At 73.3% G+C, this 13,545-nt stretch carries 16 protein-coding genes and 1 pseudogene; 10 read left to right on the top strand and 7 right to left on the bottom strand.

Annotated features, from left to right (window positions below):
* The first annotated feature begins 11 nt into the window (after positions 1 to 11).
* The 3 genes from ACIPSC_RS08160 (at position 12) to hypE (ending at position 2,564) form a co-directional block, all read left to right on the top strand.
* Positions 12 to 302, top strand: a complete 291-nt coding sequence (locus tag ACIPSC_RS08160) for a HypC/HybG/HupF family hydrogenase formation chaperone (RefSeq protein WP_400824180.1) — start codon at positions 12 to 14, stop codon at positions 300 to 302.
* The gene (gene hypD / locus ACIPSC_RS08155) at positions 299 to 1,423 is read left to right on the top strand and encodes a hydrogenase formation protein HypD (RefSeq protein WP_400824179.1); all 1,125 of its coding nucleotides are present in this window, start codon (positions 299 to 301) and stop codon (positions 1,421 to 1,423) included. Before ACIPSC_RS08160 ends, hypD begins: the two co-directional genes overlap by 4 nt.
* Before the next feature lie 61 nt (positions 1,424 to 1,484).
* A complete protein-coding gene (gene hypE / locus ACIPSC_RS08150) occupies positions 1,485 to 2,564 on the top strand; it encodes a hydrogenase expression/formation protein HypE (RefSeq protein ID WP_400824539.1) in 1,080 nt (359 codons plus the stop codon).
* A gap of 91 nt (positions 2,565 to 2,655) precedes the next feature.
* Here hypE and ACIPSC_RS08145 read toward each other — a convergent pair whose 3' ends face one another.
* The 3 genes from ACIPSC_RS08145 to ACIPSC_RS08135 form a co-directional block, all read right to left on the bottom strand.
* On the bottom strand, positions 2,656 to 4,770 hold the full coding sequence (locus ACIPSC_RS08145; RefSeq protein WP_400824178.1) for a discoidin domain-containing protein: 2,115 nt from the start codon (positions 4,768 to 4,770) through the stop codon (positions 2,656 to 2,658).
* Between the two features lie 360 nt (positions 4,771 to 5,130).
* Positions 5,131 to 5,769, bottom strand: coding sequence for a DUF4360 domain-containing protein (locus ACIPSC_RS08140; RefSeq protein WP_400824177.1), 639 nt, complete (start codon positions 5,767 to 5,769; stop codon positions 5,131 to 5,133).
* A 244-nt stretch (positions 5,770 to 6,013) separates the two neighbouring features.
* Positions 6,014 to 6,832, bottom strand: coding sequence for a DUF2785 domain-containing protein (locus ACIPSC_RS08135; protein ID WP_400824176.1), 819 nt, complete (start codon positions 6,830 to 6,832; stop codon positions 6,014 to 6,016).
* 143 nt (positions 6,833 to 6,975) lie between these two features.
* Here ACIPSC_RS08135 and ACIPSC_RS08130 point away from each other — a divergent pair, with 143 nt between their 5' ends.
* Positions 6,976 to 7,512, top strand: a complete 537-nt coding sequence (locus ACIPSC_RS08130) for an NUDIX hydrolase family protein (protein WP_238949493.1) — start codon at positions 6,976 to 6,978, stop codon at positions 7,510 to 7,512.
* Between the two features lie 23 nt (positions 7,513 to 7,535).
* The gene (locus ACIPSC_RS08125; RefSeq protein ID WP_400824175.1) at positions 7,536 to 8,072 is read left to right on the top strand and encodes a TIGR00725 family protein; all 537 of its coding nucleotides are present in this window, start codon (positions 7,536 to 7,538) and stop codon (positions 8,070 to 8,072) included.
* A gap of 58 nt (positions 8,073 to 8,130) precedes the next feature.
* Here ACIPSC_RS08125 and ACIPSC_RS08120 read toward each other — a convergent pair whose 3' ends face one another.
* Complete coding sequence (locus ACIPSC_RS08120; RefSeq protein ID WP_400824174.1) at positions 8,131 to 8,865, bottom strand: alpha/beta fold hydrolase; 735 nt, start codon at positions 8,863 to 8,865, stop codon at positions 8,131 to 8,133.
* Positions 8,866 to 9,048: 183 nt separating this feature from the next.
* Positions 9,049 to 9,615: a PadR family transcriptional regulator gene (locus tag ACIPSC_RS08115; RefSeq protein ID WP_400824173.1), complete on the bottom strand. Its 567-nt coding sequence runs from the start codon at positions 9,613 to 9,615 to the stop codon at positions 9,049 to 9,051.
* Positions 9,616 to 9,843: 228 nt separating this feature from the next.
* Between ACIPSC_RS08115 and ACIPSC_RS08110 the strand changes: the two genes are divergently transcribed.
* Together ACIPSC_RS08110 and ACIPSC_RS08105 are read left to right on the top strand one after the other, a co-directional pair.
* A complete protein-coding gene (locus ACIPSC_RS08110) occupies positions 9,844 to 10,236 on the top strand; it encodes a nuclear transport factor 2 family protein (RefSeq protein ID WP_400824171.1) in 393 nt (130 codons plus the stop codon).
* 9 nt (positions 10,237 to 10,245) lie between these two features.
* Positions 10,246 to 10,560 (top strand): annotated as a pseudogene (locus tag ACIPSC_RS08105) (EamA family transporter); the annotation flags it as partial.
* A 76-nt stretch (positions 10,561 to 10,636) separates the two neighbouring features.
* On the opposite strand, the gene ACIPSC_RS08100 reads toward ACIPSC_RS08105, so the two are convergent.
* The gene (locus ACIPSC_RS08100; RefSeq protein WP_400824169.1) at positions 10,637 to 10,939 is read right to left on the bottom strand and encodes a putative quinol monooxygenase; all 303 of its coding nucleotides are present in this window, start codon (positions 10,937 to 10,939) and stop codon (positions 10,637 to 10,639) included.
* Between the two features lie 232 nt (positions 10,940 to 11,171).
* On the opposite strand from ACIPSC_RS08100, the gene ACIPSC_RS08095 reads away from it, so the two are divergent.
* The 3 genes from ACIPSC_RS08095 to ACIPSC_RS08085 all read left to right on the top strand — a co-directional run bounded on the left by ACIPSC_RS08095 (position 11,172) and on the right by ACIPSC_RS08085 (position 12,945).
* Positions 11,172 to 11,630 carry an SRPBCC family protein gene (locus tag ACIPSC_RS08095; protein ID WP_400824168.1) on the top strand — a complete coding sequence of 153 codons (459 nt, stop codon included), beginning with the start codon at positions 11,172 to 11,174 and terminating at the stop codon, positions 11,628 to 11,630.
* An 84-nt stretch (positions 11,631 to 11,714) separates the two neighbouring features.
* Positions 11,715 to 12,500 (top strand): alpha/beta fold hydrolase, encoded by a 786-nt coding sequence (locus ACIPSC_RS08090; RefSeq protein ID WP_400824167.1) that lies wholly within the window; start codon positions 11,715 to 11,717, stop codon positions 12,498 to 12,500.
* Between the two features lie 295 nt (positions 12,501 to 12,795).
* Entirely contained in the window at positions 12,796 to 12,945 is a 150-nt protein-coding gene (locus ACIPSC_RS08085; RefSeq protein WP_238949446.1) for a hypothetical protein, read from the top strand.
* A gap of 156 nt (positions 12,946 to 13,101) precedes the next feature.
* On the opposite strand, the gene ACIPSC_RS08080 is transcribed toward ACIPSC_RS08085, so the two are convergent.
* Positions 13,102 to 13,425: a DUF1330 domain-containing protein gene (locus ACIPSC_RS08080; RefSeq protein ID WP_400824166.1), complete on the bottom strand. Its 324-nt coding sequence runs from the start codon at positions 13,423 to 13,425 to the stop codon at positions 13,102 to 13,104.
* Positions 13,426 to 13,545: the final 120 nt, after the last annotated feature.

Genomic DNA, 13,545 nt, shown 5'->3' with positions numbered 1-13,545 from the left:
GAGAGAGCCGCATGTGCCTGGCGGTGCCCGGAAGGGTGATGGAGATCATGGAGCGCGACGGGGCCCGGATGGCGGTGGTGGACTTCGGCGGAGTCGTCAAGGACGTCTGCCTGGAGTACCTGCCCGACCTGCAGGTGGGTGAGTACGCGATCGTGCACGTCGGCTTCGCGCTGCAACGCCTGGACGAGGAGTCGGCGCGCCGGACGCTCGACCTCTTCGCCGAACTCGGCCTGCTGCAGGAGGAGTTCGGTGACCCGTGGGAGGCGGCGGCCGGCGGCCCGATGAAGGAGGAGCTGCGGTGAAGTACCTGGAGGACTTCCAGAACCCGGAGTTGGCCGGCGGGCTGCTCGCCGACATCAGGGCGACGGTCACCCGGCCGTGGGCGCTGATGGAGGTGTGCGGCGGGCAGACCCACACCATCATTCGGCACGGGATCGACCAACTGCTGCCGAAGGAAGTCGAGTTGATCCACGGGCCGGGCTGCCCGGTCTGCGTCACCCCGCTGGAGGTGATCGACCGCGCGCTGGCGATCGCCGCCCGGCCGGGGGTGGTCTTCTGCTCGTTCGGTGACATGCTGCGGGTGCCCGGCACCGACCGCGACCTCTTCCGGGTCCGCGGTGAGGGCGGCGACGTCCGGGTGGTGTACTCGCCGCTCGACGCCCTCCGGATCGCCCGGGAGAACCCGGACCGCGAGGTCGTGTTCTTCGGCATCGGCTTCGAGACCACCGCCCCGCCCAACGCGATGGCCGTCGTCCAGGCGAAGAAGCAGGGCGTCCGCAACTTCAGCATGCTCGTCTCGCACGTCCGGGTGCCCCCGGCCATCGAGGCGATCATGAACTCGCCGGACTGCCGGGTCCAGGGCTTCCTCGCCGCCGGGCACGTGTGCAGCGTGATGGGCACCGCCGAGTACCCCGTGCTGGCCGAGCGCCACCGGGTGCCGATCGTGGTCACCGGCTTCGAGCCGCTGGACATCCTGGAGGGGATCCGGCGCACCGTACGGCAGTTGGAGCGCGGCGAGCACACCGTCGAGAACGCCTACGCGCGGGCCGTCCGGCCCGAGGGCAACCCGGCGGCCCTGGCCGTGCTGGAGGACGTCTTCGAGGTGACCGACCGGGCCTGGCGCGGGATCGGCGTCATCCCGCGCAGCGGCTGGCAACTCTCGCCGCGCTACCGCGAGTTCGACGCCGAGCAGCGCTTCGACGTGGCCGGGATCAGAACCTGCGAGCCCGAGCAGTGCCGGGCCGGCGAAGTCCTGCAGGGCCTGCTGAAGCCGGACCAGTGCGAAGCCTTCGGCACCACCTGCACCCCGCGGACCCCGCTCGGCGCCACCATGGTGTCCAGCGAGGGGGCCTGCGCCGCGTACTACCTCTACCGGCGGCTGAGCACGCCGGGTGTTCCCCGGGAGGCGAGCCCCGTTGGCTGAGACCGAGACCCTGACCGCCGCGTCGACCGCTGCGCGCGCAGTGGCGGCGTCCGCGGCGCCTGTGGCGGCGCCGTCCGAAGTGCCGTCCGAGGCCCCGGACTTCTCCGGGTGGAGCTGCCCGGTGCCACTGCGGGACCACCCGCGGGTGGTGATGGGGCACGGCGGAGGCGGGGCCATGTCGGCCGAGCTGGTGGAGAACGTCTTTGCCCCGGCCTTCGGCGGCCCGGTGCTCGCCGGGCTCGGCGACTCCGCCGTCCTGGAGCTCGGCGGCGCCCGGCTGGCCTTCTCCACCGACTCGTACGTCGTCCGGCCGCTCTTCTTCCCCGGCGGCAGCATCGGCGACCTCGCGGTCAACGGAACCGTCAACGACCTCGCCATGAGCGGCGCCCGCGCCGCCTACCTGTCCTGCGGGTTCATCCTGGAGGAGGGCGTGGAGACGGCCGTCGTGGACCGCGTCGCCCGGGCGCTCGGCGCGGCCGCCCGGGCGGCCGGTGTTGAGGTCGCCACCGGTGACACCAAGGTGGTCGAGGCCGGCCACGGTGACGGCATCTACCTCAACACCGCCGGCATCGGCCTCGTCCCGGCGGGGGTGGACATCAGGCCGCAGCGCGCCGTCCCGGGGGACGTGGTGATCGTCAGCGGGGAGATCGGCCTGCACGGGGTCGCGATCATGAGCGTTCGCGAGGGCCTGGAGTTCGGGGTGGAGATCGAGAGCGACTGCGCCGCCCTCGGCGATCTGGTCGAGGCCATGCTGGCCGTCACCCCCGACGTGCACGTCCTGCGTGACCCCACCCGGGGCGGCCTGGCCGCGGCGCTCAACGAGATCGCGGCGGCCGCGGGCGTCGGCGTCACCCTGAGCGAGCGGGCGGTCCCCGTGCCCCCGCAGGTGGCCAACGCCTGTGCCGTCCTCGGCCTCGACCCGATGTACGTCGCCAACGAGGGCAAGCTGGTCGCCTTCGTGCCGCGTGAGCACGCGGAGGCCGTCCTCGCCGCCATGCGGGCCCACCCGCTGGGCGCACGGGCCGCGGTGATCGGCGAGTGCGTCACCGATCACCCCGGCATGGTCGTCGCCCGGACGCCGCTCGGTGGCACCCGGGTGGTCGACCTCCCGCTCGGGGAGCAACTGCCCCGGATCTGCTGACGGCCTGCCGGCGGGCGCCGGTGCGGACGGTGACAGGCCCCCGGCGGCGCAGCGCGCACTGCCGGGGGCCTGCGGGGGAACGGGGCGGGCGTCAGATGCTGTAGACGCCGACCTCGTGGAGGGAGTAGCCCCACTGGGTGCCCCGCTGCTGCCCCTGGATGCGCAGGTAGCGGGCGGGGACGCCGGCGAAGCGTGCGGTGTCGAGGCCACCGTCACCGGTGGTCGTCGACCAGACGGACTGCCAGGTGCTGCCGTCGGTCGAGACCTCGATCCGGTACGCCCGGCCGTAGGCGCGCTCCCAGTCCAGGGTGACGCGCCCGACGAGCTGGGTGGAGCCGAGGTCGATCCGCAGCCACTGGTCGTCGCTCCACTCGCTGGCCCAGCGGGTGCCCGTGTCGCTGTCCACGGAGCGGCCGGACGCGTAGCTGACGAAGGGGTTCCACCACTCCGTCGAGCTCGCCGCGGTGGGCTCACCCGCGGCGAGGTTCACCGCGGCACGGTGGTGCTCCGAGGCCCCCCAGGTGGTGAGGTAGGACTCGGCGCCCCGGAAGAGGTCGTCCACCACGTCCTGCCCGCCGACCTGGCGGATGTCCTCGATCCAGTCCGGGACGAGGCCGTAGTGCGCGGCGCCGTCGGTGTTGATGTCCCAGGTCCGCTCGCCGGTGGTCTGGCGGTCGATGACCGAGCCGCCGTCGACGCTGCGGAACGGGTACTGCACCGGGTTGGGGGTGTCCGTGCCGCGCGGGCCGGGCCAGCCGCCGACGCCGTTCATGTCGGTGCCGTAGCCGTAGCCCACGTGGTACTTGTCGCGCAGCGCGTCGGTGCGCTTCGCCTCCGAGCTGAACCCCTCGGCGCCGTGCATGTACTGGGCCACGAAGCCGCCCATCTTGTACACCCGCTCGGTCCAGTCGAGGTCCATCCAGCTGTGCGAGGAGATCACGCCCGGGTACGACTCGGACTCCAGGATGTCGAAGGCGCGGCCGGCCGCCTTGACGCTCATATGGTCCACTTCGAGCATCATCTTGCGTTTCATCATGCCGCGGACGGCGTACTCGCCCAGCTCGGTGAGGCCGCGGGTGTTGCACTGGGCATCGCCCGCGTACGACGGGACCGCCACGCCCGGGGGCAGTTGGGCCTGGGCCTCCGCGGCCGGGGCCAGGCCGATCGGGTTGTCGTGCTGCGGCCCGGCGCACTTCTCCGTCTGCCAGAACGTGCCGGTCGACAGGAACTGGCCGACGTTGATCGCCGTGCCGAGGCCGCCCTCGTCGAAGCGGACCCCGCACAGCGCGTTGTCGAACTTGTGGCAGAGGAACATGCTGCGCACGCCGAGCCCGTAGAGCTCGTCCAGGCCGCGGTCGATGTCGGCGCGGCTGCACTGCGCGATGTCCAGGATCTGCTTGCAGCCGAACGGCTCGGAGGTCTCCACGCCCAGGACGACCGCCAGCTTGCCCTGCTGGATGACGTCGCGGGCCTGGCCGCTGTCGGTGACGATCCGGAACCAGCCCTTGCCCGGGCCGCCGTACATCGCGTCGATGTAGGCCTGCAGCTCGTACGTCTTCTGGGCCTGCAGGCGGATGGAGGTCATCTCGTCGCAGCTGCGGTCCTTGAAGAAGTAGACCGAGCAGATCACGCCGTTGGTGACCAGGTCGTTGACGAGAACGCGCTGGCCGCCGCGCCACGCCCGCTCGACCCAGGCGTAGTAGCTCTGCTGGTGGGTCATCGAGTCGTGGGCGGGCCAGTCGACGAAGGTCGGCCAGCCGTTCGGGTCGTGCTTGCCGTCGCCGCCCTTGGTGATGAAGTCGAAGATCGCGAGCGATCCGTCGGGGTAGTGCTCGGGGCAGTCCTTGAGTGCGTCGGCGATGCCCTGCGGGGAGAAGGTCTTGCCGCAGATGAGGCGGCCGCCGAACGCCTCGTTGGACATCAGGTGGGTGTGCGCGTCGACGAAGCCGCGCACGTGCCCCTGCGCGTCGGTGCCCTTGAAGGGCTCGCCCGTGACGTTGATCTGCGAGTCGGGTGCGGGCCGCGCGGTCGGGACCCACCAGCCGGTCTCGCCCGAGGCGGCCGGCGCCGGAGCGGCGAGCACCACGGCGAACAGGGTGAGGAGCGCGGACAGGACCGTCGCGATCCTGAACCTGCTCCGGCGGGGGCGGGTGAGGGGGCGGGGTTGTCGGTGCGGTCGGGGGTGGGTGTGGGGGAGTTGCGTCATGGTCACCACTCAGGTCTGTGACGAGCGGACGACGCGGTCGCGCGCAGCCGGCCCGCCCAGGGCACCCGAGAGGCACACGGTCACCCGGCCGGGCCGACTGTCATGTCCCGCGTACTCGATGTGATGAGGATCACCACTGTTGGAATATCTGTCAACAGCGTGGACGGATTTGCCTGTCGGTCGGTCAAGGAGCCTGTCCTGACAGTGGGTTGATCGGAGCCGACTCGGGCTGCTCGCGGGGGCGGGGTGGCCGTGATCGGGGCCGCAGATCCGGGGCCGTGGATCCGGTGGCCGGCCTGGAGCGGGCGTGGCGCAGCGCCGCAGCCGGGGCACTGCGGCGCTGCGCCGGGGGAGGTGGAATCAGGGGCAGTGCTTCCAGGCCATGTGGTAGACCGTGTTGATGTCCCCGTCCGTCGAGTCCATCGTCATGAAGCTGGTGGTGTGGCTGGTGTCCGAATTGCCGGCGCTGACCCGCAGTTCGGTGTTGATGTTGAAGTTGCGCTGTTCGCCGCAGGGGGCGTAGACGAGGGCGGCGACGTCGACGACGTCGGTCGCCTGCCAGTTGTCGTCGGTCGGGCCGTTGAACCGGTGGTTCTGGTAGGCGGTCTGGGCCTGGCCCTGGAAGTAGTAGTTGGCCCGCTGGGTGCCGCTCGCGCCCTTCTCCAAGTGGGCGAAGCCGCGGTAGTCGGCGGAGGCGATGGCGTACGTGAAGCCCTGCGGGACGTGGACGACCAGGCTGAGCTGACAGTTCTTGCGGAAGTCGGTCGGCTTCGAGCCGACCCCCACCTGGGCGAGGTAGCTGCTGTACGTGACGGTGAAGGCGGTGTTGTCCGCGGAGACGGCCACGGCGGCCGTTCCTGCCGGGCAGCCGGAGCCGTTGACCGTCGCGACATCGATGACGATCTTGTCGGGCGGCGTCGGGAGCGTGCCGGCGGAGGCCGGTGAGGCGGTGAGCGATGCGGCGACGATCCCCGTCGCGGCCAGTGCGCGGAGCAGCATGGGCTTCCCCTTCCATGGTCCACGGAACCGGGGCGGGCGCGGTGTTGTCGGTCCGAGCCGGCCCGGAGTTGACGCGTACATGTCAGCACAGAGTGTGGGCTCGTGTACAGGGGGCGACCGGACACTGCGGGTGATGGGCGTTCTGCGATCGGTGATCGTCCGGCTGCGGCACGGTCGGCGGCGGGTCCGCGCCGCAGCCGGACGGGGCGCACCCGCCCCGGGCCCCGCTGCGCCCCGGGCCCGGTCAGGCCCGGGCGAGGACCTCCGCCAGGCGGCGCTTCACGGTGGCGGCGTGCGTGAGCTGTTCGAGCGGGGCGGCGTTGCCGTCCCGGACGCCCAGATCGGCGAGGACGTAGAGTGCGCGCAGCGTCCGCAGGCAGTTGGAGGTGTGTGCCGGCGTGGTGGGAGCGCCTGCCGGCCGGCCGGCGGCGAAGTGCGCCTCGATGGGGTCAAGCCACTGCACGGACTGCTCGGCGGTAAGCCCCGGGCGGGCCAGGATGCGGGCGAGGGCATGACCCAGGCGGTCGTCCTCCTGCTGCGCGAGGATCTGGTCGGTCGGTGCCAGCAGGCGCTCGGCCGCGAGGGCGAGCATCGCGGCCGGGTCCACGGCGGGGTGGCGGCCGAACGTGCCGAGCAGATCGGCTCCGTGCGCCACGGCGTGCAGCCAGCCCAACTCGGCGTCGTGGCCGCGCAGATCGGTCTCGGCGGGGTACCAGCGGCAGAACGCCGCCAGCCACGACTCGTCGAAGTCGCCACGGGTCGCGATCATGTCGAGGACGAGCGGCGCGAACGTCCTGGCCTGGATCTCCGGGTCCGCGAAGCGCTCGGCCATCACTGCCCCGAGCCGGGCGCGCTGGGGTTCGTCGATCACGTCCCGCTCGATCCAGAGGCGGAGCACCGTGTACGGTGCGCCGTCCCGGACGGCCGGGTCGGGGTCGCGCAGGGCCTCGGCCAACTCGTCGACCAGGGCGGGGAGATGGGCTCCGTCGGGAAGGGTGCAGTCGTTCTCGCGGATGCGCTGCCAGCGGGCGGCGTCGATCCGGGGTCTGTCGGTGTTCGTCACGGCGGCAGCCTCGGGGAGCGGGTTCGGTGGGTCAACCGGTTTTCCGGCGGCGCGCCGCGGCCGAGTCCGGCTCCGGTGGCGCGGGCCGGCGTATGCTGGCGGGGCGTCAGTGCGGGGGAGACCGGGGAACGTACGATCACCCTATGTCTGACACGACGGAAACCACGCCCGGCTGGCTCGCTCCCGAGGAACTCGAGACCACGCGGGCCCGGATGCCGATCCTGTACGTCGAGGCCGTGCCGGTGCGCGTCGATGACGCCGGCGAGGTCACCCAGATCGGGCTCCTGCTGCGGATCGGGCCGGACGGGACGGTCAGCCGGACGCTGGTCTCCGGGCGCGTGCTGCACCACGAGCGGATCCGCGACGCCCTGCTACGGCACCTGGAGAAGGACCTCGGACCGGTGGCACTGCCCCGGATCCCGGCCTCGCTGCAGCCGTTCACCGTCGCCGAGTACTTCCCGACCCTGGGCATCACCGAGTTCCACGACCCCCGCCAGCACGCCGTCTCCCTCGCCTACATCATCCCGGTGGCGGGCGACTGCCGGCCGCGCCAGGACGCACTCGACCTGGTCTGGTTCAGCCCGCAGGAGGCCTCCTCGCCGCTGGTGCAGCAGGAGATGCCCGGCGGCCAGGGAGTGCTTTTGAAGCGGGCCCTCGCGCACGTCGGCTGCCTGTCCTGAGCCCACGGCCGTAGGCTGGCGGTGTGAGCGCTTCCACGTCCTCCTCCGTGCCCTACGTCGCCGTCGTCGGACCGGGTGACGTCGGGCCGGAGGAGGACGCGGCCGCCGAGGCGGTCGGCCGGCTGCTCGCCGAGCGCGGGGCCGTCGTGGTCTGCGGTGGGCTGGGCGGCGTGATGGCCGCCGCGGCCCGGGGCGCCCGTGCGGGCGGCGGGGTCTCGGTCGGCCTGCTCCCGGGGCGGGACCGTGCGGCCGCCAACCCGTACCTCTCCATCGCGCTCCCCACGGGGATGGGGCAGCTGCGCAACGGCCTCGTGGTCGCCGCCGCGGACGCCGTCATCGCGGTGGGCGGCAGCTGGGGGACCCTCAGCGAGGTCGCCCTCGCCCTCCGTGCCGGCCGGCCGGTGGTCGCGCTCGGCGGCTGGCGGGTCGCCGGGGGCGGCCCGGCGCCGGTGGTACCGCCCGGCCCGGTCGAGGCCGACAGCCCGGAGGCCGCCGTGACCGCGGCCCTGTCGGCGGCCACGGGGACCGGCACGGGCCCGGGGCGGCCGGGCGGTTCCTGAGCGGAAGCGCCGTGCGGTTCCGCCGTCGACCGGGTGACCGGTGGTGGTGCGGCGCTGTTCAGCGGCCGTGGCGGGCCAGGAAGCCGGTGACCACGTCGTGCCACTGCTCGGGCTGTTCGGCCATCAGCACATGGCCGACGGGCAGCTCGGCGTACTCCGAGCCGCGGATCGACTCGGCCAGGAACCGTGAGTCGGCCGGGGAGACCAGCAGGTCGGCGGTCGCGTTGACGACGAGGGTGGGCACGGTGATCGACGCGAGGTCGCCCGTGGTGTCGGCCTCGGCGATCAGCCCGGCCTGCGCCCGGGTGCCGGCGGGGACGGCCGCGGCCACCTGGGAGACCAGGGCGGGAAACGCCTCGGGCGGAAGGGCGTTGACGAAGTCGGTGCCGAAGCCCGTGGTGAGGGCGAGGCGGGCGAAGCCGTCGAGATCGCCGCGGTCGAGTGCGTCCTGCCACAGCTGCACCAGCAGCCGGAGCCGGTTGTCCGCCTTCGCGAAGCCGGCCGCCAGGACGAGCCCGCGCACCCGGGCGGGGTGGCGGGCGGCGGCCCGGACCGCCACCGCCGTGCCCAGCGAGTAGCCGACCACCGTGAAGGTCTCGACACCTGCCCCGACCGCACTCTCGACGAGGGCGTCGGCCAGGCGGTCCAGCTGCAGGGGAGTGTCGTCGGCCGGGTAGGAGGGAGCGACGACGGTGTGGTCCCGGCCGAGGAGCGGGATCAGCGCGCCGAAGTTGTTCGGGATGTCGCCGGAGGCGCCGTGGGCGAGCAGGATGCCGGGTCCGGAGCCGGACACCTCGGTCGTCAGGGACAGGGACTCCGTCAGGGACGGTCATGGACGAGCGGCTGGACTCCCTGGCGGAGCAGATCGCCCGGCTGCAGCGGCAGCAGGACCTCCTCTCCGCACAGCGCGAGGCGACGGTGCTGCGGGGCTGATCCCCTCGGGGGCGTGCGCGGGCGTCCGGCCGGCGCGGGCGGGTCAGCGGCGGACGGCCGACCGCTGTTCCAGGACGCGGAGGGCGGTCTCGCCCCAGCGGATGTTCTCCTGCTCGAAGGCCATGCCGCGCTGCAGGGTGAGGTACGGGCCGATGCGCTCGGCCTCGGCGAGGTGCTGCTCCTCGGTGCGGCCGTCGAGCAGCCTGGCGCGCAGGCGCTCGTAGCGGGCGAGCTTGGCGCGGGCCCACTCCATCCGCTCGGCGACGGCGGCCCGCACGGCCGCGGCGTCGCCGGCGTCGACGCTCTGCACCTTGACCATGAGTTCGTCGCGGATGGTGCTCGGCCGGCTCGGGAGCTCGGCGGTGTACGCGTGGACCGCGGCGAGTCCGGCGTCGGTGAGGGAGAAGAGGCGCTTGTTGGGGCGGCGCTCCTGCTCGACCACGCGGGCCGCGATCAGCCCGTCGGCCTCCATGCGCTCCAGCTCGCGGTAGAGCTGCTGGGGGGTGGCCATCCAGAAGTTGGCCACCGAGGCGTCGAAGCCCTTGGCGAGGTCGTACCCGGAGGCCTCGCCGTCCAGGAGGGCGGCCATCAACGCGTTCCGCAGAGCCATGGCGTCAACGTAGCACCCGGGTCATTGGTCAACAAAGCGACTAATCGCGGATCGCGCGCAGCGTGCCCGGGGGCGGGTCTGGCGGGTCGGGCGGGTCGGGCGGGTCTGGCGGGTCGGGCGGGTCTGGCCGGGTCCGGACACGACGGGCGGGTCTGGACAGGCCTGCCGCGGCGGACTCATACTCGCAGAGACACCTAGTCGCATTGTTGAGTAGTGGGGAGTGCTTCGATGCACCCGTTCCGCCAGGCCGTCGAGGACCGCGACGAGAAGGCCATCGAGGCCCTGCTCGCCGACGAGGTGGTGTTCACCAGCCCCGTGGCGTTCAAGCCCTACCCGGGCAAGGCCATCACCGCGGCGATCCTGCGCGGCGTGCTGCGCGTCTTCGAGGACTTCACCTACGTCCGCGAGATCGCCGGGCCGGACGGGCGCGACCACGCCTTCGTCTTCACCGCGACCGTGGCGGGCAAGAAGATCCAGGGCTGCGACTTCCTGCACTTCGACGAGGACGGGCTGATCGACGACTTCACCGTGATGGTCCGCCCGCTGTCCGCGGCCCAGGCGCTCTCCGAGGCGATGGGCGCCCAGTTCGACCGGATCGCCCGCGAGGCCGCCGGGCAGTGAGAGCCCGCGGCCGTGGCCGCGCTGGTGAGCCTGCCACTGGGCGTCGCGTCGGCGGGCACGCGGCTGCTCGACCCGGCGGTGCTGGGCCCCGGCGCGGCCGTGGCCGTGATGTCCTCCGGTCTGCCGTACACCTTCGAACTGCTGGCGCTGCGCCGGATGCCGTCCGCGACGTTCGCGGTGCTGATGAGCCTGGCGCCGGCCGTCGCGGCCCTGGCCGGCTTCGTGGTGCTCCGTCAGGAGCTCGTGCCCGTGCAGTGCCTGGCGATCGCGCTGGTCGTGGCGGCGAGCGCGGGCGCGGTCCGCACCGGTGCGCGCGGCCGCTGATCCCGGCCGGGCCCGGTCGGCCGGAGCCGGGGACGGGCGGCCCCGATGCCCCCGGCCGGCCTCGGTCGGGCGGTGCTCAGGCCACGGGTTGGGCGACGAGCCGGACGACCTCGGCCGGCCCGGCGCGGAACGCCGGGCTCGCCGCGTCGGCCTCGACCATGTGCGCAGTGGCGTCGTGTGCGGCCAGGGCGGCCTCCGACTCCCACCGCTCGATCAGGACGAAGCGGTCGGGATCGCCGCTGACCTGGTGCAGGTCGTACTGCAGGCACCCCGGTTCGGCCCGCACGACCGGCGCGAGCCGCTCGAACGCGGCGGCCTGCTCCGACCCGCGGCCGGGGAGAGTGGTGATCAGGATGACTAGCTGTACCGGCTGTGACATGCGGCGCAGCCTACCCACGACCGCCCCGCGCGCCGACCGGTTTTCCGGCAGGCCAGGGCAGGGCGGGGGCCGGGCCGCGTCGGGCCACTCGGACGTCCGGGCCGCCCCGGAGGCGGGGGTGCTGCGCGTCACGCGGGTGGCGGCGTCACGTTCGCGGACGCTGCGCCGTCCACCTGGCGCGCGCGGCCGATGGGCCCTGCGGCAGAGTCGACCAGGAGAAGGGACAGCGACGATGCAGACCTTGACCGTCCGACGGACCATCGCAGCGCCGATCGCGGACGTGTTCGACTGGTGCGCCACGACCAGCAACTACACCCGTTCCCCGCTCGTCCTCAGGGCGCGACTGGCCCGGCAGGGCGCGGGCGCGCCGTACGGGGTGGGCGCGGTGCGGCTGCACACCTGGGCGATCGGGTGGTTCCGCGAGCGGGTCACCGCCTACAACCCGCCGTACGACTTCGACTACACCGTCGAGCGCTGCTTCCCGCCGGCCCGGCACGAGCTCGGCCGGATGACCTTCTCCGAGGTCGAGGGTGGCACCGAGGTCGTGTGGACGACCGCCTTCCAGGCGCGGGTCCCGTTCGGCGCGGCGGTCACCCGCCTCGCCAGGCCCGTCATCGCCCTCGTCTTCGGCAGGATCCTCGACGCCGCGGAGGCGGCGCTCACGGACGGCGGCGGGGCCGGCCGGTCGTAGGCCGCGACCTCGCGGCCCGGCCGGTGGGGCAATCGGCGGGATCGGTGCTCACGGCGGCAGCTGGCGGAACGTCAGAATGGGTGTATGGAAACCATGGTGCGCGTCGGCGGCGGTGAGGTCTGGGCGGACGATTCGGGCGGTGAGGGGCTGCCGCTGGTGCTGCTCCACCCGGGGGTCGGGGATTCCACGGTCTGGGATCCGATCCTGCCGGCGCTGACCGCGCGGCACCGGGTGATCCGCTACGACGTCCGCGGCTACGGACGCTCGCCCGCGCCCACGGTCGGGTACTCGCAGGTGGAGGACCTGGCCGCGGTGCTCGACCACTTCGGGCCGGAGCGGGCGGTGCTGGTCGGCTCCAGCATGGGCGGCGCGACCTCGATCAGTCTGGCCCTGGACGCCCCGGAGCGGGTGGCGGGCCTGGCGCTGATCGTCCCCGGGGTCACCGGGTACGACGGGCTCGTGCCGCCCGGCTTCTACCAGGAGATGGAGCGCCTGGTCGCCGAGCAGGACATGGACGGCATCGTCCGGCTGGGGATGGGGATCTGGGGACGGGCCGGAGGCGGCGAGCCCGAGACCGATCCGGTCGTCGCGGCCCAGTTCGCGGCCGTGCTGCCGGCCTGGTTCGGCAACGTCGGCCACCAGGCCACGGACGCGCCGGCGTTCGACCGGCTCGGGGAGATCTCCGCGCCCACCGTACTGGCGCTGGGGGAGCTGGACCAGCCGGAGGTCGTGCGCTGCAACGAGGAGATGGCGGCCCGGATCCCCGGCTGCCGGTTGGTGAGGCTGGCCGGGTCCGACCACTACCCGACGCTGCGCGAGCCGGAGACCGTCGCCCGGCTGGTCGCGGAGCTCCACGCCGAGGTCCGCTGACCCCGTTCGCGGGGGCCGCCGTTCACCGATCGGGGAGGGGCCGGCGCGCCGGAGGGGGCGTGGCCGGGCGGCGCCCCCTGGGCGGTCCTGCACTTTGCCCGTATCGGCCGATGGCGGCGGGCGTTTCGACAGCGTGGGCGGGGAAAGATCGTCGGGGGTCGCAGGCCTGACGGGACGGCAGTGCGGTCGGTGTGGGCGCTCCGCAGTCGGATCCCACCTCCGCGCGCACGGCCCCGCGCCGGCCTGCACCGCCTCGCACCACCGACCGCTCCCACCCCGTCCGAAGGGACCGCAAGTGACCTCGCGCCACCCGTTCGCGTTCGACCCCGAGACCGGCACCACCACCTGCCAGGACTGCGAGGCGACCGGCCAGCACACGGAGTCCGAGGAGGAGGCCGCCCTCTGGCACTCCGCCCACCGGCCGTTCTGCGCCCCGTCCCGGTAGGAACGCCGTTCCCCGAGGAGAACGCGGTGGCGGTTGCGGGGAGACGGCGACCGCCCGCCGCCCCGGCCCCAGGCCCCGGCCCCGTCCCGGGCCCCCGCTCCCGTCCGACGCCCGAGCGGTGCCGGACGGGGGCGGCGGCGCCGCTGCCTCGGCACGTCAGTGCTCCAGGGCGTCGGCGCCCCGGTAGCCGGCGGGCGTGCCGTGGGCGAAGACGACGTCGGCGGTCATGTGACGGGTGCGCAGGGGCAGGATCTCCTGGTACTCGGGGGAGTCGTACCAGGCGCGCAGCCGGTCGTGGTCGGGGAACTCGATGATGATGAGGTCCTTCCCCCAGCTGCCCTCGACCGCCTCGACCTGGCCTCCGTGGACGAGGAACCGGCCGCCGAAGGGCTCCAGGGTGGCGTCGATCCGCTGGAGGTACTCGACGATGTCGGGCCCGAACTCGACGGCGTGGACGTTGGCGATCGCGTAGGCGGTCATGGGGTGCTCCTTCGTCGGGGGCTCGTTCGCTGTCGTCTCCGACGGTAGGGGAGGCCGTGCGCGGCCGAATCGGTCACGGATCGGTCGTGCGCCGGTCGTGCGTCGGTCATGCGTGGGTCG

This window comes from Kitasatospora sp. NPDC090091 (assembly GCF_044747365.1).
Lineage (GTDB): Bacteria > Actinomycetota > Actinomycetes > Streptomycetales > Streptomycetaceae > Kitasatospora.
Note: the sequence above shows the minus strand (reverse complement) of the source record. Positions and strands in the feature narration are given on the sequence as shown.